General features: G+C 67.0%; 14 protein-coding genes. 7 read left to right on the top strand and 7 right to left on the bottom strand.

Annotated elements, in window-relative coordinates; translation table 11 throughout:
* Positions 1–144 precede the first annotated feature (144 nt).
* Positions 145–1,587, bottom strand: coding sequence for a CCA tRNA nucleotidyltransferase (locus tag ACGFU7_RS09680; RefSeq protein ID WP_393693995.1), 1,443 nt, complete (start codon positions 1,585–1,587; stop codon positions 145–147).
* A gap of 182 nt (positions 1,588–1,769) precedes the next feature.
* Here ACGFU7_RS09680 and ACGFU7_RS09675 point away from each other — a divergent pair, with 182 nt between their 5' ends.
* The 7 genes from ACGFU7_RS09675 (at position 1,770) to trxA (ending at position 11,416) form a co-directional block, all read left to right on the top strand.
* Positions 1,770–4,067, top strand: a complete 2,298-nt coding sequence (locus ACGFU7_RS09675) for a DUF6049 family protein (protein WP_393693993.1) — start codon at positions 1,770–1,772, stop codon at positions 4,065–4,067.
* Between the two features lie 49 nt (positions 4,068–4,116).
* On the top strand, positions 4,117–6,276 hold the full coding sequence (murJ, locus tag ACGFU7_RS09670) for a murein biosynthesis integral membrane protein MurJ (protein ID WP_393693991.1): 2,160 nt from the start codon (positions 4,117–4,119) through the stop codon (positions 6,274–6,276).
* Positions 6,277–6,403: 127 nt separating this feature from the next.
* Positions 6,404–8,122: a serine/threonine protein kinase gene (locus ACGFU7_RS09665; RefSeq protein WP_393693989.1), complete on the top strand. Its 1,719-nt coding sequence runs from the start codon at positions 6,404–6,406 to the stop codon at positions 8,120–8,122.
* A gap of 171 nt (positions 8,123–8,293) precedes the next feature.
* Entirely contained in the window at positions 8,294–8,998 is a 705-nt protein-coding gene (sigM, locus tag ACGFU7_RS09660; RefSeq protein ID WP_393693988.1) for an RNA polymerase sigma factor SigM, read from the top strand.
* Complete coding sequence (locus tag ACGFU7_RS09655) at positions 8,995–9,945, top strand: hypothetical protein (RefSeq protein WP_393693986.1); 951 nt, start codon at positions 8,995–8,997, stop codon at positions 9,943–9,945. The genes sigM and ACGFU7_RS09655 overlap by 4 nt, the downstream gene beginning before the upstream one ends.
* A gap of 133 nt (positions 9,946–10,078) precedes the next feature.
* Complete coding sequence (trxB, locus tag ACGFU7_RS09650; RefSeq protein ID WP_393693984.1) at positions 10,079–11,041, top strand: thioredoxin-disulfide reductase; 963 nt, start codon at positions 10,079–10,081, stop codon at positions 11,039–11,041.
* Between the two features lie 42 nt (positions 11,042–11,083).
* The gene (gene trxA, locus ACGFU7_RS09645; RefSeq protein ID WP_250968703.1) at positions 11,084–11,416 is read left to right on the top strand and encodes a thioredoxin; all 333 of its coding nucleotides are present in this window, start codon (positions 11,084–11,086) and stop codon (positions 11,414–11,416) included.
* Between the two features lie 80 nt (positions 11,417–11,496).
* Here the strand turns inward: trxA and ACGFU7_RS09640 are convergent, their stop codons facing one another.
* The 6 genes from ACGFU7_RS09640 to yidC all read right to left on the bottom strand — a co-directional run bounded on the left by ACGFU7_RS09640 (position 11,497) and on the right by yidC (position 17,504).
* Positions 11,497–12,114: a GNAT family N-acetyltransferase gene (locus tag ACGFU7_RS09640; protein WP_393693982.1), complete on the bottom strand. Its 618-nt coding sequence runs from the start codon at positions 12,112–12,114 to the stop codon at positions 11,497–11,499.
* A 308-nt stretch (positions 12,115–12,422) separates the two neighbouring features.
* Positions 12,423–13,523: a ParB/RepB/Spo0J family partition protein gene (locus tag ACGFU7_RS09635; RefSeq protein WP_393693980.1), complete on the bottom strand. Its 1,101-nt coding sequence runs from the start codon at positions 13,521–13,523 to the stop codon at positions 12,423–12,425.
* Positions 13,520–14,596: a ParA family protein gene (locus ACGFU7_RS09630; RefSeq protein WP_093895164.1), complete on the bottom strand. Its 1,077-nt coding sequence runs from the start codon at positions 14,594–14,596 to the stop codon at positions 13,520–13,522. The genes ACGFU7_RS09635 and ACGFU7_RS09630 overlap by 4 nt, the downstream gene beginning before the upstream one ends.
* Positions 14,597–14,888: 292 nt before the next feature.
* Positions 14,889–15,605, bottom strand: a complete 717-nt coding sequence (gene rsmG / locus ACGFU7_RS09625) for a 16S rRNA (guanine(527)-N(7))-methyltransferase RsmG (protein ID WP_393693979.1) — start codon at positions 15,603–15,605, stop codon at positions 14,889–14,891.
* Between the two features lie 109 nt (positions 15,606–15,714).
* On the bottom strand, positions 15,715–16,224 hold the full coding sequence (locus ACGFU7_RS09620; protein WP_114245516.1) for a R3H domain-containing nucleic acid-binding protein: 510 nt from the start codon (positions 16,222–16,224) through the stop codon (positions 15,715–15,717).
* Between the two features lie 14 nt (positions 16,225–16,238).
* Entirely contained in the window at positions 16,239–17,504 is a 1,266-nt protein-coding gene (gene yidC / locus ACGFU7_RS09615; RefSeq protein WP_393693977.1) for a membrane protein insertase YidC, read from the bottom strand.

Raw genomic sequence — 17,504 nt, 5'->3', positions numbered from 1 at the left:
ATCGCGCTCTCGGTGCCGCGTTCGTGTTGGGGGGTTTTTTACCCGTAAACCCGCCCCCCTCTCCTTTTGGGGTGGTGGTCATGTTTCACGTGAAACATGACCACGACCCGTTCCTCGCCCTTGCCGGTCAAGCCTCCAGTGGCCTCAGTTCTGCGCGGCCCACCACTTCTTGAGCTCCTCGACCGCCATGTCATGCTCCATCGGCCCGTGCTCCAGGCGCAGCTCCAACAGGAACGCGTAGGCCTTGCCGATCACCGGCCCGGGACCGACGCCCAGGGTCTTCATGATCTCGTTGCCGTCCAGGTCGGGCCGGATGGCATCGAGCTCCTCCTGCTCCTGCAGCTGCGCAATGCGCTCCTCAAGCCCGTCATAGGTTCGCGAGAGGGCAGCAGCCTTGCGCTTGTTGCGCGTGGTGCAGTCCGAGCGGGTCAGCTTGTGCAGCCGCTCCAGCAGGGGACCCGCATCACGCACATACCGTCGTACCGCCGAGTCGGTCCACTCACCGTCGCCGTAGCCATGGAAGCGCAGATGAAGCTCCACGAGCTTCGAGACGTCCTTGACCATGTCGTTGGAGTACTTGAGCGCAGTCATCCGCTTCTTGACCATCTTGGCGCCCACCACCTCGTGGTGATGGAACGAGACGCGCCCGTCCTCCTCGAAGCGCCGCGTCCTCGGCTTGCCGATGTCATGGAGAAGAGCGGCAAGGCGCAGAACCAGATCCGGGCCATCCTTCTCCAGGTCGATCGCCTGCTCCAGGACAGTCAGCGAGTGCTCGTAGACATCTTTGTGACGGTGATGCTCGTCACTTTCCAGTCGCAGAGCGGGGAGCTCCGGCAGCACCTGCTGCGCCAGCCCCGTGTCGACGAGCAGCGCCAGACCCTTGCGGGGGTTGGCGGAGAGCAACAGCTTGTTGAACTCCTCCCTGACCCTCTCTGCGGAGACGATCTCGATGCGCCCGGACATTTCCGTCATCGCCGTGACCACATCGGGGGCGACATCAAAGTCCAGCTGCGCGGCGAAACGAGCAGCACGCAGCATGCGCAGCGGATCGTCGGAGAACGACTCCTCGGGTGTGCCAGGAGTGCGCAGTACGCGCTCGGCCAGGTCCTCAAGGCCGCCATGAGGGTCGATGAAGTCCTTCTGCGGAAGCGCGACGGCCATCGCGTTGACCGTGAAGTCACGACGGACAAGGTCTTCCTCGATGGAGTCGCCGTAGGACACCTCGGGCTTGCGCGAGGTCCTGTCGTACGCCTCCGACCTGTATGTGGTGACTTCGATCTGGTAGCCGTCCTTCTGGACGCCCACGGTGCCGAAGGCGATCCCGACCTCCCATACCGAGTCGGCCCACGGCCGGACGATCTTCAGTACGGCCTCGGGGCGGGCGTCGGTCGTGAAGTCCAGGTCGTTCCCGAGCCTGCCGAGAAGCGCATCCCGGACCGAGCCGCCGACCAGGGCGAGACTGAATCCGGCATCCTGGAAACGGCGGGCGAGGTCGTCGGCGACCGGTGACACCCGCAGCAGTTCGCTGACTGCGCGGTGCTGCACCTGGGTCAGGGCACGGGAGCTGTCTTCATTGGCGTTCGACACAACAGAAAAGGGTACGTGCCCGGACCGGCCCAGTCGTCCTGGTTTCGTCCCGTCCTGCGAGACTCTTCCGATCATGTAGCGGACTCCCCAGCACTTGGCACCCACGCACATCGTTACCATGCGGGGACGCAGCAACCGACAACCATCGACACCACTGACAACGACGAGGGACGGGTAAGCGCGTGGCCGAGGCGGCAGACACTCAGGGGATCGGTCCCTCTCCTGCCCGCCGGTGGCTGCGGCGCACAGCCTCCTTGATCATCGGGGCGCCGCTCGTCGCAGCTCTGCTGGCCGGACCGGCCGCGCCCGCCGCACAGGCCGGCGGGACCTCCAAGGCCCCCACCGGCTCCGAAACAGTCAGTGTGTCCCTGAACACCGTCGCTCCGAGCGCCCCGGTGAAGGGGGACACGCTGACCGTCTCCGGCACCGTGACCAACCGGGGCAAGGACACGATCACACAGGCGAAGGTCGACCTGCGGGTGGGCCCGAGGCTCTTCGGCAGGACGTCGATCGACACCGCTGCCAAGCGCACCGGGTACGTCCTCGGCAGCGACCCTGCCCCGCTCGGCGGCAAGTACACGGTGAAGTTCGCGAAGCTCCCTTCCGGAATAAGCCAGGACTTCACGCTGTCCGTCCCGGTCGGCAAACTGGGGCTCGGTGACGACGGCGTCTACCAGCTCGGTGTCTCGCTGTCGGGGCAGACCTCCCGGGCCCGGTACGACCGGGTTCTGGGGATCCAGCGCACCTTCCTGCCCTGGCAGGAAGAGGAGCGTGACTCCAAGACGAAGGTCACCTATCTCTGGCCGCTCATCGCATCGGCCCATGTCACTGCCGAGACCGGCTCCGACGATCAGCAGACGCCCGTGTTCGCGGACGACGATCTGGCCGCCGAACTCGCTCCGGGCGGACGCCTCGACCAGCTGGTCTCGCTGGGCAGCCGGCTGCCCGTGACGTGGGTCATAGACCCGGATCTGCTGGCCAGCGTCGACGCGATGGCGAGGAACTACCGCGTCAAGTCCGGCGACACCACCGTCGCCGGGAAGAACCAGGCCGTCGCCAAGAAGTGGCTCACCTCACTGGAGGCCGCGGTGTCGGACGGCAAGGTCATCGCGCTGCCGTTCGCCGACCCCGATCTGGCATCCATCGCACACCGTGGCAAGAACGTGTCGGGCACCCTCAGCCACCTGCAGACCGCCACGGAGGTGGCCGGGACAACGGTGCAGACCATCCTGCATGTGAAGCCGTCGACCGACTTCGCGTGGCCCGTCGACGGGGCGATCGACCCGTCGATCGTCGATGTCGCCACCTCGGCGGGCGCCCACAAGGTGATCGCCCGCAGCGACAGCCTCCAGGAGACCGGCGGGCTGCCGTACACGCCGACCGCGGCCCGGCCGATCGGCGGCGGTACCACCGCGGTGGTCTCCGACGCCCGGCTCTCCACGGCCTTCCAGGGCGATATGTCAAAGGCGGGGAAGTCCACCCTCGCCGTGCAGAAGTTCCTCGCTCTGACCCTCTCTCTGACCGAGCAGGACACGGACGCGGAACGAAGCATCGTCGTCGCACCGCAGCGGATGCCGACGGTCGCCCAGGCCCAGTCGATGGCGAGCGCCCTGCACGCCCTCGACGACGAACGCTGGACAGAGCCCCTCGGGCTCGTGGACGCGGCCGAGGAGAAGCCCGACGCGGACGCGACGACCAGCGTCCCCGGGTCATCCCAGTACCCGAAGAAGCTCCGCAGCCAGGAGCTGCCCACCCAGGCGTTCCAGGACATCAAGTCCACCCAGGTCTCGCTCAACAACTTCCAGGTCATCCTCACCCAGCCCGATCGGGTGGTGACCCCCTTCGGCAATGCGGTCAACCGGTCCATGTCGACGTCGTGGCGTGGCAGGCCACTGGAGGCCCAGCAGTACCGGGACTCGGTACGCACCTACCTGCAGGGCCTCATCAACGAGGTTCAGCTCATCTCGAAGTCGGACGTCACTCTGTCCGGCCGCAGCGCCACGATCCCCGTGACCGTGCAGAACAGACTGTTGCAGGGCGTGGACCATCTGGTCCTCCGGCTGAAGTCGAAGAATGCGACCCGTCTCAAGCTGAACGACGGCGGGGCCGTGGCGGAGCAGCCGATCCGGATCGCCGGCGGCCACAGCCAGTCCGTGAAGTTCGACGCCGCGGCCAACATCAATGGCCAGGTGCAGATGACCGCACAGCTCTACACCGAGGACGGCACTCCGTACGGCGGAGAGATGACCTTCACCGTGAAGGTCTCCGAGCTCACCCCGACGGTGCTGCTGGTGATCGCCGGTGGGCTGCTGCTTCTGGTCCTCGCGGGCATCAGGATGTACACCCATCGCAAGCGGGCCAACGCGGGCGGCGCGCCCGGGGACAACGGCGGTGAACCCGAGCAGCCGAGTGACCCGGCCCCGGACACCGGTCCGGAAAGCGGGGACCCGTCGGGCCCGGGTGAGAAAGTGGAACGTTGAGCGATGTCTGTCGTGGCCTGTCGGCCGGGGACGATGAGGTGGGGTTTCGATGAACGCGCCGTACGACGGTGACCGCGGTCAGGGTGCGGGCGGAGCCGGGTCTTCCGGCGGGCCCCCGATGCCGCCAGGACCGGGCCAGGTTCCACCGACGCCCGATCCGTACCTGCAGGCCGCGTACGACCACGATCCCTACCGGGCTCAGGACCTGTCCGTCCAGGACCCGGTGACCGAAGCGCTGTACGACCGCGCCGCGCACCCGCCACCGCCCCCTGGCACCTACCAGCAGCCCCAGCCGCTCTACCAGCAGCCGCCCGCGGCGCAGTACGCACCCGATCCCCGCATCTGGGCGCAGACCCCTCCGCCCGAGCCCGACGGCCCGTCGCGACACCTGCCGTACGGCGATGACCCGGCGACCACCCAGTTCGTCGGGGTGGACGATCTCGTCAGCCAGGCGTCCCAGGACCACGAGCAGCCGGATGCCTTCGCGCACCTGTTCCGGGACCAGGAGGGCCCGGCAGGATCTCCCCCCGTCCCGGCCGAGCCCGAGCCGGCCCCGGCGCCCGCACCGCCCAAGTCCGGCGGCCGGGCCTCCGGCCTGCTGAAGTCCAGTGCGGTGATGGCGGCCGGCACGCTCGTGTCCCGGCTCACCGGATTCGTCCGCAGCCTCGTGATCACCGCCGCGCTCGGTGCGGCACTGCTCGGCGACAGTTTCACCATCGCGTACACCCTGCCGACGATGATCTACATCCTCACCGTCGGCGGCGGGCTGAACTCGGTCTTCGTTCCCCAGCTCGTGCGATCCATGAAGGACGACGAGGACGGCGGCGAGGCCTACGCCAACCGGCTGCTGACTCTCGTGATGGTCGCGCTCGGTGTGATCGTCGCGATCGCGGTCTTCGCCGCTCCGTGGCTGATCCACATGATGTCGCCGACGATCGCCAGGGACGAGGCGGCCAACAGCGTCGCCGTGACGTTCGCGCGGTACTGCCTGCCGACCATCTTCTTCATGGGCGTGCATGTCGTGATGGGCCAGATCCTCAACGCCCGCGGCAAGTTCGGCGCCATGATGTGGACCCCGGTCCTCAACAACATCGTCATGATCTTCACGTTCGGCATGTTCATCTGGGTCTACGGCACCTCCGCCGAATCCCAGATGGGGGTCCAGACGATCCCGCCGGAGGGCGTCCGCCTCCTGGGCATCGGCACGCTGCTCGGTCTGGTCGTCCAGGCCCTGGCCATGATCCCGTACCTGCGTGAGGCCGGCTTCCGTTTCCGCCCGCGCTTCGACTGGAAGGGGCACGGGCTCGGCAAGACGGTCAAGCTGGCCAAGTGGACCGTCCTGTTCGTCCTGGCCAACCAGGCAGGCGTGATCGTCGTCACCCAGCTCGCAACCTCGGCGGGCAAACTGTCCGGCAAGGACGGCACCGGATTCCTCGCGTACTCCAACGCCCAGCTCATCTGGGGCATGCCGCAAGCGATCATCACCGTGTCGGTCATGGCGGCTCTGCTGCCCCGCATCTCCCGCGCCGCCCATGACAACGACCCGGGCGCCGTCCGCGACGACATCTCTCAGGGGCTGCGGAACTCGGCCGTGGCGATCGTGCCCGTAGCCTTCACGTTCCTCGCCCTCGGCCTGCCGATGTGCACCCTCCTGTACGCCTCCGCAGGCACCGAAGCCGCCCGCTCCATGGGCTTCATCCTCATGGCATTCGGTCTCGGCCTGATCCCGTACTCCGTGCAGTACGTGGTCCTGCGAGGCTTCTACGCCTACGAGGACACCCGGACGCCCTTCTACAACACGGTCATCGTCGCCGCGGTCAACGCGGTCGCCTCGGCCCTCTGCTACGTGGTCCTGCCGGCCCAGTGGGCCGTGGTCGGCATGGCTGCCTCGTACGGACTCGCCTACGCCGTCGGCGTGGGTATCGCCTGGCGACGGCTGCGCAACCGGCTGGGCGGCGATCTGGACGGCTCCCATGTCGTACGCACCTACGCCCGTCTGTGCCTGGCTGCCATCCCGGCAGCGGTGCTCGGCGGCGGCGTCGGATTCGCTGTTCTGCTGGGCCTCGGCGAAGGCGCCTTCGGGTCACTCGTCGCGCTGATCTGCGGTGGGGCCGTTCTGCTGGGCGTCTTCTTCGTCGCCGCCAAGCGGATGCGGATCGAAGAGATCAACGGCATGGTCGGCATGGTCCGAGGGCGTCTCGGGCGCTGAGGATCACCGGCCGCACAACCATCACCGCCCTTTGCGTGTCGTGCATAGCGCCGGAGTGTGGGCACAATTGGCGTGACTGTGCAGAGCTGGCTGGCATCGCGCAACGGATGGGGAGGCAGGAACGACGGTGGCGGAACGTAGCACGGCTGCTGTCGACGTGGCCGACAACAGTGGTGATGAACCGCTGGCCGCCAAGGCGGATGAGGCCACGACCGACGGGACGGCAGAAGCTCAGGACACAACGGGCACAAAGCCGCAGGAAACGGATGGTGAGCGCACCAGCTCCGAGGCCACCCTGCCGACCCCTGATCTGCACAGCGGGCACAAACTTGCCAGACGTTACCGACTCGAAGAGTGCGTCACCCGTCTGGACGGATTCAGCAGCTGGCGCGCTGTGGACGAGAAACTGCGCCGCGCGGTGGGCGTGCATCTGCTCCCCGCCGATCACCCCCGAGCCCGCTCCGTGCTGGCCGCCGCCCGCTCCTCCGCCCTGCTCGGCGACCCGCGCTTCGTGCAGGTACTCGACGCGGTGGAGGAGGACGACCTCGTCTACGTCGTCCATGAATGGCTCCCTGACGCCACCGAGCTCACTTCTCTGCTGGCCGCCGGGCCGATGGACGCGCACGACGCGTACCAGCTCGTCAGCCAGCTCTCCCAGGCCATGGCAGCCGCACACCGAGAAGGTCTCGCGCATCTGAGGCTGACCCCGGGGGCGGTGCTGCGGAGCTCGACCGGGCAGTACCGGATCCGCGGCCTCGCGGTGAACGCCGCCCTGCGGGGTATCACCGCCGACGGTCCGCAGCGTGCGGACACCGAGGCGATCGGTGCCCTGCTCTACGCCGCGCTGACCCAGCGCTGGCCGTACGAGACCGATGCCTACGGCCTGTCCGGGCTACCCAAGGGAGTGGGGCTGATCGCCCCCGACCAGGTGCGGGCCGGTGTTCACCGCGGCCTCTCCGAGCTCGCCATGCGCGCACTCGCCAATGACGGCGCCACTGCCTCCCGGCAGGAGCAGCCGTGCACCACCCCGGACGAGCTGGCCAAGGCCGTTGCCGCGATGCCTCGCATCCGCCCTCCGGAGCCAACCTTCACGGCGCCCCCGGAGTACCAGCGCACGACCTACCAGCAAGGCACCTACGGTCGCCCGCCCACAGGCCCCGGCGCCGCTCCGCAGCCCGTGATCGCCGTCCCCCCGGCCCCGCTCCAGAGCCGCACCGGCAAGGCCCTCAAGTGGGCAGTGTCCGCGCTGCTCATTGCCGCCCTGGGCCTCGGCAGCTGGCAGCTCGCCGAGACGCTCCTCGACCGCAGCAACGGCTCGGGGACCGACGGCACCACACAGACCACCCCGGAGAACGGTGACAACAAGCCTCCGGCCCCGCTCAAACCGTTGCGGATCGCCGGCGCGACGGAGTTCATGCCCAGTGGTTCGGGGATAAAGCAGGAGGACGTGCCGAAAGCCATCGACGACGATGCGAACACTGCCTGGGTCACTCCCCGCTACGTGGGCTACGCGAACTTCGGCAACTACCCGAACCGCAGAGACGGCAGCGGCATAGTCATCGATCTGGGCAGCGTTCAGGACGTCACCGGTATCAAGGCCAAGATGTACCGCAGCGGACAGAAGGCCGAGGTACTCGCCGCCGATGTGAACGCCTCCGCACCGTCGTCCCTCTCGGACTTCCCTCAACGCCTGACGAAGCTCGCAACGGTGGGGGGCGACCTGAAGGAGACCTTCGCCAAGCCCGTACGGACCCGGTACGTCCTGATCCATCTCACCGAACTGCCGTCGGACGGCACATCTGACGGCTTCCGCGGCGGAATCTCGGAGATCTCGGTCCTCGGCTGACGGAACTGGCCGGTGGGAGGCTCCTCCCACCGGCCTTTTGCGTAACCGGCCCGGCCGGCACAGACGATCACATCCCCGCATCGGACTGTGCATCTTCTGCCCTCTGCCCCTGCTCACTCGAATCGTGATAGACAGACGCACCTTGACGCAGAGAAAGGGAGGGAGGGGGAGGTGGCCGCCGAGCCGTCAGAACCACTCAGCGACTCAGACCTCCTCGCTCGCCATGTGGCCGGTGAACCCGACGCCTTCGGCGAGCTCGTACGGCGCCACCGCGACCGGCTGTGGGCCGTGGCACTCCGGACCCTGGGCGACCGCGAGGAAGCCGCCGACGCCGTCCAGGACGCCCTGGTCTCCGCCTTCCGGGCCGCCCACACCTTCCGCGGCCAGTCCGCCGTCACGACCTGGCTGCACCGCATCACCGTCAATGCCTGCCTCGACCGGGTCCGCAAGGCGGCCACCCGCAAGACCTCGCCGGTCGATGACACCGAACGGTTCGAGCAGCTCCTTGAGCCGCACGAGTCCGCGGAGGCACCGGCGGAGCGCCAGGATCTGCACCGCGAGCTCCTGGCCGCACTCGCCACTCTCCCCGCCGAGCAGCGTGCCGCACTTGTCCTCGTGGACATGCAGGGCTACCCCGTGGCCGAGGCGGCACGCATCCTTGACGTACCGACAGGCACCGTGAAAAGCCGCTGTGCACGAGGCCGGGCCCGGCTGGCTCCTCTGCTCACACACCTACGCAGTGAGGGCACAGAAGCCGATGAACCCACCGTGGGAAGGAACCGGACGCCGCGCGCATCCGTCCCACCCGCATCGGGGCCGAGGGATGCGGGAACAAGCGATCCTGCTGCAGTGAAGGGCGGAGGTGGGCGCACATGACATCAACGACCGACACGACCCAGCACCCGGATGTCACGGAGATCTCCGACCTCGCAGAAGGGCTGCTCCCGCCGTCACGTGCGGCAGAGGTGCGCGGCCATGTGGATGGCTGCGAACTCTGCGGTGATGTCCATACCTCCCTCATGGAGATCCGCGAGCTCCTCGGCACTGTGCCTGCGTCACCACACATGCCCGACGATGTCGCGGCCCGTATCGACGCCGCGCTCGCCGCCGAAGCTCTCAACACCACAGCACCCGATGACGCGGCGCATGTTTCACGTGAAACAGAACTCTCCGTGGCACAGAAGCCGGACGCAGAGCCCAGTCTCCCGGACCGCCCCGCAGGGCATCCCAGGGCAACCACCGGCCCCGGCCGCCGACCGGTCCGGCGCCACCGCCGCGCAGCCGTACTCGGCGCCGCCCTCGGTGCAGCCGTGGTCGGTGTGAGCGTCTTCATGCTGCAGAACGTCCAGCCGTCCCAGGAGGACTCCGCCCTCAAGGCGGCGGACCGCGGCTCCAGCTCCGCGGCAAAAGGCGCAGCATCCTTCTCGGAGTCCACGCTCGAAGGCCGGGTGCAAACGCTCCTTCTGAATACCGGCACGAAACCGTCGGGTTCAGACGGTGTCGGCGCTGAGAGGCAGACGCCATCCATCGGGGCACAATCGACGCCCAAGAGCGACTCTCCCGCGTCCGAGTCAGCTCAAACGCCGTTGCGCGCGCCCGTCGTGTCCGTCCCGACCTGTGTGGAGCAGGGCATCGGGCGGAAGACTGCGGCGCTCGCCGTGGAAGAGGGCACCTACGAAGGCTCGGATGCCTTCCTCGTCGTCCTGCCCCATCCCTCCGACGCGACCCGCGTCCAGGCGTATGTCGTCGACGCGGCCTGCGTCCGGGAGAAGCCCGCCGCCAAGGGCAAGCTACTGCTGACCCACGCCTACGCGCGCCCCTGAGAATCGCGCCGGACGCCGCCCCGGCACGTCGGGAATGCATCCCCCGTAGGATCCGTTGGGTGGGGTGAGAGTCGTTGAACCGACCCCAGTAGGCGTGGACAGTAGGCAGTCTGCAGAGACGAGGAAGAAACCCGTGAGCGACGTCCGTAATGTGATCATCATTGGCTCCGGCCCTGCGGGCTACACGGCCGCCCTTTACACCGCACGCGCCTCGCTGAAGCCGCTGGTGTTCGAGGGCGCCGTCACCGCGGGCGGCGCGCTGATGAACACCACCGACGTGGAGAACTTCCCGGGCTTCCAGGACGGGATCATGGGCCCGGAGCTCATGGACAACATGCGCGCCCAGGCCGAGCGCTTCGGCGCCGAGCTCGTCCCCGACGATGTCGTCTCGGTGGACCTCACCGGAGACATCAAGACGGTCACCGACACGGCCGGCACGGTACACCGCGCCAAGGCCGTCATCGTGACGACCGGCTCCCAGCACCGCAAGCTCGGCCTGCCCAACGAGGACGCCCTCTCCGGACGCGGCGTCTCCTGGTGCGCCACCTGTGACGGCTTCTTCTTCAAGGATCAGGACATCGCCGTGGTCGGCGGCGGCGACACCGCGATGGAGGAGGCGACTTTCCTTTCCCGCTTCGCGAAGTCGGTCACCATCGTCCACCGCCGCAACTCGCTGCGTGCCTCCAAGGCCATGCAGGACCGCGCCTTCGCCGACCCGAAGATCAAGTTCGCCTGGGACAGCGAGGTTGCCGGAGTACACGGCGAGCAGAAGCTGTCCGGCCTGACCCTTCGGAACACCAAGACCGGCGAGACGTCCGAGCTCGCGGTGACCGGCCTGTTCATCGCGGTGGGCCACGACCCGCGCACCGAGCTCTTCAAGGGTCAGCTCGACCTCGACGAGGAGGGCTACCTCAAGGTCGAAGCTCCCTCGACGCGCACCAACCTCACCGGTGTCTTCGGCGCCGGTGACGTCGTCGACCACACCTACCGGCAGGCCATCACCGCTGCCGGCACGGGCTGCTCGGCCGCTCTCGACGCCGAGCGCTTCCTTGCTGCGCTCGCCGACGGCGAGAAGGCCGCTGCGGCCACCGTCTGATCCACGTCTCACCCCACACCCCAAGAAGTTAAGGAGGTCGCCGTGGCCGGCGCCCTGAAGAACGTGACCGACGACTCCTTCGACGAGGTCGTCCTGAAGAGCGACAAGCCTGTGCTGGTGGACTTCTGGGCCGCGTGGTGCGGTCCGTGCCGCCAGATCGCGCCGTCCCTGGAGGCCATCGCGGCTGAGCACGGCGACCAGATCGAGATCGTCAAGCTCAACATCGACGAGAACCCGGCCACGGCCGCCAAGTACGGCGTCATGTCCATCCCGACCCTGAACGTCTACCAGGGCGGCGAGGTCGCCAAGACCATCGTCGGCGCCAAGCCGAAGGCCGCGATCCTCCGCGACCTCGAAGGCTTCATCGGCGAGTAGAACCGTGGTCCGCTGTTTCACGTGAAACGGGTCCATCCCCTCGGGGATGGACCCGTTTCACGTTGTCAGGAGCTCTCGGATCACAGCGGCCGCAGCGCCGGCTCCTTCTGGACGGCACCCAGCAACCGGTCCAGTGCCAGCTCGACGTCCTCCTTCCAGGAGAGCGTCGTACGCAGTTCCAGTCTCAGCCGCGGATGAACAGGATGCGGCCGTACGGTCTTGAAGCCGACCGCCAGCAGATGATCCGCAGGAAGCACGCAGGCAGGCTCCTTCCACCGGGCGTCACCGAAAGCCTCGATCGCCTTGAATCCCCGACGCAGCAGGTCCTTGGCGACGGTCTGCACCATGACCCGGCCCAATCCCTGCCCCTGGTATCCCGGCACGATCCAGGCAGTCATCAACTGCACGGCATCGGGGGAGACGGGGCTCGTCGGAAAGGCCGTCGAGCGCGGTACGTAGGCAGGCGGTGCATAGAGAACGAAGCCCACCGGCACATCGTCGACATAGACAACGCGGCCGCACGATCCCCACTCCAGCAGAACAGCCGAGATCCATGCCTCTTTCTCCAGCTCGGGCGTTCCCGCCTTTACTGCAGCTTCCCCACTGACCGGATCAAGCTCCCAGAAGACACACGAGCGGCAACGCCTGGGGAGATCGGAAAGGTTGTCCAGTGTGAGCGGTACGAGCCGACGCCCCATGAAGGCTGTTCCTCGCTTCCTTCGCCCGCCGCATCGCGTGCGACAGTCAGTGCACTCCGTTCAAGGAGCAGGCTGCCGACGAACCCTCCGACAGCCCCCAGGCCCAGGCCCAGCCCCACTGTCACCAGTCGGCTGCGGCTCACTGATCGCATGGCCCTCCCTCCACCGAGGCGGCTCAAGCCGGATGTGCCATACCAGAACGCATCGTATCCACCCAGAGATGAAGCCGACACCGAGAGAAAGCAAAGGGCGGGCTGTGTTCCGGTATCCACCGGAACACAGCCCGCCCCCAGCCCAACCGGCAGGGGTCAGCCCTCGTCGCCCTCGGCAGGATCCTCAGAGGGTCCCCGATCCAGCACACGCCCCTCGCCCGGTGCCAGGCTGCCGAGAATGCGGTCCAGATCCTCCATCGATGCGAACTCGACGACGATCTTTCCCTTCTTCTGTCCGAGGTCGACCTTCACCCTGGTCTCGAAGCGGTCCGAGAGCCGGGAAGCAAGATCGGTCAGCGCAGGCGACAACCGGCCGCCGGCCCGCGGCCCCTTGGCCTTGGCAGTACTCGTGGGCCTGGAGCCCATGAGGGTCACAATCTCTTCGACCGCACGCACCGACAGCCCTTCGGCCACAATGCGATGTGCCAGCCTGTCCTGCTCCTCCGAGTCGTCCACGGACAGCAGCGCCCGCGCATGACCGGCCGACAGCACCCCGGCCGCGACCCTCCGCTGCACCGGAGGCGACAGCCTCAGCAGTCGCAGCGTGTTGGACACCTGCGGGCGGGAACGCCCGATCCGGTCGGCCAGCTGGTCATGCGTGCACTTGAAGTCCTTGAGCAGCTGGTCGTACGCGGCTGCCTCCTCCAACGGGTTCAGCTGAGCCCGGTGAAGGTTCTCCAGAAGCGCGTCCAGGAGAAGCTTCTCGTCGTCCGTGGCCCGGACGATGGCCGGGATACGCTCCAGACCCGCCTCACGGCAGGCCCTCCAGCGCCGCTCACCCATGATGAGCTCATAGCGCTCCGGACCCATCTTTCGCACGACAACGGGCTGGAGAAGACCCACCTCCTTGATGGAGGTCACCAACTCGGCAAGCGCGTCCTCGTCGAACACCTCACGGGGCTGACGAGGATTCGGGGTGATGGAGCCGAGAAGAAGCTCGGCGAAGTACGCCCCGGCAGCTCCCACAGATTCTGCGGCTGCCTCGGACCCCGAAACCGGCGCACTCGGCTCCGGCACAACCGGAGCAGACGCAAGAGTGGCCACCTTCGCAGCGGCCACCCCCCGCTCTGCCGTCATGACAGGACCCGCCCCAGGAGAGGCCGAGCCCACCCCCGTGGACGGCACCTGCTTCTCCTGCGGAGCGGCGGGGATCAGGGCACCTAGCCCACGCCCCAACCCTCTTCGACGCTCACTCACTGGATCCCCTCCGAAATGCTCTGCTGGCTGTTCCCACTGCCCGTATGGGCATGCTGGGCCTCGTACTGCACCCCGACACCCCGCAGGGCGATCTCACGCGCCGCCTCGAGGTACGACAGCGACCCACTCGAACCCGGGTCGTACGTCAGCACGGTCTGCCCATAGCTCGGTGCCTCCGAAATCCGCACAGACCGCGGAATGCTCGTCCGCAGCACCTCCTTGCCGAAATGGCTGCGCACCTCCTCCGCAACCTGCGAAGCGAGCCTGGTCCTGCCGTCGTACATGGTGAGCAGAATCGTCGACACATGAAGATCGGGGTTGAGATGCCCCCGCACCAGGTCCACATTGCGCAGCAGCTGCCCCAGCCCTTCCAGCGCGTAGTACTCGCACTGAATAGGGATCAGCACCTCGGCACCGGCGACCAGGGCATTGACCGTCAGCAGACCGAGCGAAGGCGGGCAGTCGATGAGGATGTAGTCCAACGGCTGCTCATACGCCTGGATCGCCCGCTGCAGTCGACTCTCCCGCGCCACCAGCGACACCAACTCGATCTCCGCACCGGCGAGATCGATGGTGGCGGGGGCACAGAAGAGGCCTTCGACGTCCGGAACAGGCTGAACCACCTCGGAGAGCGGCCTGCTCTCCACCAGGACGTCATAGATGGAGGGGACTTCGGCATGGTGATCGATCCCCAGAGCCGTAGAGGCGTTCCCCTGCGGGTCAAGGTCGACCACCAGAACACGTGCGCCGTGGAGCGCAAGGGAGGCGGCAAGGTTGACCGTCGTGGTCGTCTTGCCCACCCCACCCTTCTGATTGGCTACCACCATGACGCGCGTCCGGTCAGGACGGGGTAGGCCCTCGCCGGCGCGGCCAAGGGCCTCGACCGCCAGCTGGGCCGCGCGACCGATGGGTGTGTCGTCCATCGGCGGCGGTGTTTCACGTGAAACACCCTCCCCCGCCGATTCGGTTCGGGGACCGGGGACCGGATCGGTCATCGGTCCCGCGATGTTGGCGTCGGACCGCAAGGATTCACTCTCCTCGACTTCAGGCTCGCAATGAACAGAGCCTGCCATGCTTTCGGGGTCGCGAACCAGCGAGGCCCGCTCTTCTGTGGATGAATCCACTTCTGTGGACAACCCCGTAGCCCTAACGGGCCTGCGATGCCGCGGCGCGGCAACCGCGCGACCACGGCCGATGATCCCATGCAGCAGAGAGCGACGTTTCACGTGAAACACGATGCCCCTGCAGCCTAGCTACAGGGGCACGACACTCCGCGTGGGGTACGTATGGCTGCTTGTCGGGAGCACCACCAACAGACGCCACGAACCGTATGTAACGGACGATTTCGCAGCGTGACCAGACGCGTCAGCGACGACGCCTCGTACGGCTCGTCCTCGCAGCCTTGGCCCTCTTTGCGGCGAACCTCACACCGCCCGGACTCTCCCCGACCACCACGCGCACCACCGTGGACATCGGATCGACAACGCCCTCTCCGACGTGCAACACCTCGGTCTCCACCACACCGAGCTTGCTCAGGGCCGCACGCGCGCCGACGATCTCCTCCTCGGCCGTATCCCCCTTGAGTGCCAGCATCTCTCCGTATGGACGCAGTAGCGGAACTCCCCAGCCGGCCAGCCGATCAAGCGGCGCCACGGCCCGAGCTGTCACCACGTGAACCGGCTGAAGCGTCCCCAGAACCTCCTCGGCCCGACCACGCACGACCGTCACATGGTTCAGGCCCAGCAGCTCGACGACTTCCTGGAGGAAATTCGTCCGCCGGAGCAGAGGCTCCAGCAAGGTGATCTTGAGATCCGGACGCACCAGTGCCAGCGGGATACCCGGAAGGCCCGCACCGGAGCCCACATCGCAGACCGTGACGCCCTCAGGCACGACCTCGGAGAGCACCGCGCAATTCAGCAGATGCCGCTCCCACAGCCGCGGCACCTCACGCGGGCCGATCAGCCCCCGCTTCACCCCGGCATCGGCCAGCAGTTCCGCGTACCGGACAGCCTCCGGGAAGAACTCACCGAAAACCGCCCGCGCCTCTTCGGGCGCCTGGGGAAGCTCTACTTCCGCCGTCACGGGAACCGTCCTTCCATACCGCACTACCGCACTGTGGGTGGCTGACTATCAGGCTGACAAAGATCGGCCCCGCCTGCGAACAGACGGGGCCGACAGAACAAGGGTCCGGTCAGGCCGGGAGAACGACGACGAAGCGCTGCGGCTCCTCGCCCTCGGACTCGCTGCGCAGACCAGCGGCCGCAACCGCATCGTGCACAACCTTGCGTTCGAACGGCGTCATCGGGTCCAGCTTCACCGGCTCACCGGTGCTCTTGACCTCGTCCGCGGCCTTGGCACCCAGCTCGGCGAGCTCCGCCCGCTTCTTGGCCCGGAAGCCCGCGATATCCAGCATCAGCCGACTGCGGTCACCGGTCTCCCGGTGCACAGCAAGCCGCGTCAGCTCCTGGAGCGCCTCCAGCACCTCACCGTCGCGGCCCACGAGCTTCTGCAGATCACGTGCCGAATCGCTGATGATCGAGACCGCGGCCCGGTCCGCCTCGACGTCCATGTCGATATCGCCGTCGAGATCGGCGATATCGAGCAGGCCCTCAAGGTAGTCCGCTGCGATCTCGCCCTCCTGCTCAAGACGGGTCAAGGTGTCGCTGCCCTCAGCGGCCGTGGAGGTGGTGCCTTCCGTCACGGATGGACTCCTTCTTACTTCTTGGACGGGTGCTTGGGCCGCTGCGGGCCCTTGCGCTGTCCGGACTTGGCTTGGCGTGAGGAGCCGGACGCGGGCTTGCCCGCCGGCTTGGGCTTGTCGTCCTGCGATGCGTCCGGCTTCTGCAGGGAGGTCTTGGATTCCGACTCGGTGGACTCGGTGTCCTTGGCCTCCGCCTGCTGGGCGGTACCGGTCTGACGCTGGGCCTTGGTCTGGCGCTTGGGCTGCTGACGCCGCTGCGCGGCTCCGCCCTCGGACTCGGCAAGAGCCGTATCGCTCTTGATCACCGTGCCGTCCTCCTGGGCGGCGAAGCCCAGCTTGGCCAGTCCCGTGATGAACTTCCGCTCGATTTCATTGCGATCCGAGCCCTTGGACACGATCCGCTTGACCGTATTGCGCTTGGTTTTGCCGCGCACCTCACCGTGAGCGGTGACGCTCTTCAGCAGACGTCCCAGGTAGTGGTCCTGCGCCTTGCTGCCCGGGGTCGGGTTCTGGTTGATCACGTACATCTGCTGACCCATGGTCCAGACGTTGGTGGTCAGCCAGTAGACGAGGACACCGACGGGGAAGTTGATGCCCATGACGGCGAAGATCAGCGGGAAGATGTACATCAGCATCTTCTGCTGCTGCATGTACGGCGTCTTGACCGTCAGGTCGACGTTCTTCGTCATCAGCTGGCGCTGGGTGAAGAACTGCGACGCCGACATCATCACGATCATGACCGCAGTGACGACCCGGACATCGGTCAGAGAGGCGCCGAGAGCCTGGACCTTCTCTCCGCTGTCCATGAACTTGGCAGCGAGCGGAGCACCGAAGATGTGTGCCTGACGGGCGCTGTCGAGCAGCGACTGGTCGATGACACCGATCTTCTTGTTCGAGGCGATGGCCGAGAGCACGTGATACAGGGCGAAGAAGAACGGCGACTGCGCCAGGATGGGAAGGCACGAGGAGAGCGGGTTGGTACCCGTCTCCTTGTACAGCTTCATCATCTCTTCGGACTGACGCTGCTTGTCGCTCTTGTAGCGCTCCTGGATCGCCTTCATCTTCGGCTGGAGCACCTGCATGTTCCGGGTCGACTTGATCTGCTTAACGAAAAGCGGGATCAGGCAGATCCGGATCAGCACCACCAGGGACACGATGGACAGGCCCCAGGCCCAGCCCGTGTCATCGCCGAAGATCGCTCCGTACAACTTGTGGAACTGGACGATGACCCATGAAACAGGCCAGGTGATAAAGCTGAACAGACTGGCAATCGTGTCCAC

Source organism: Streptomyces sp. NPDC048473 (assembly GCF_043200155.1).
Lineage (GTDB): Bacteria > Actinomycetota > Actinomycetes > Streptomycetales > Streptomycetaceae > Streptomyces.
This window is presented reverse-complemented; position numbering and strand designations above follow the sequence as displayed.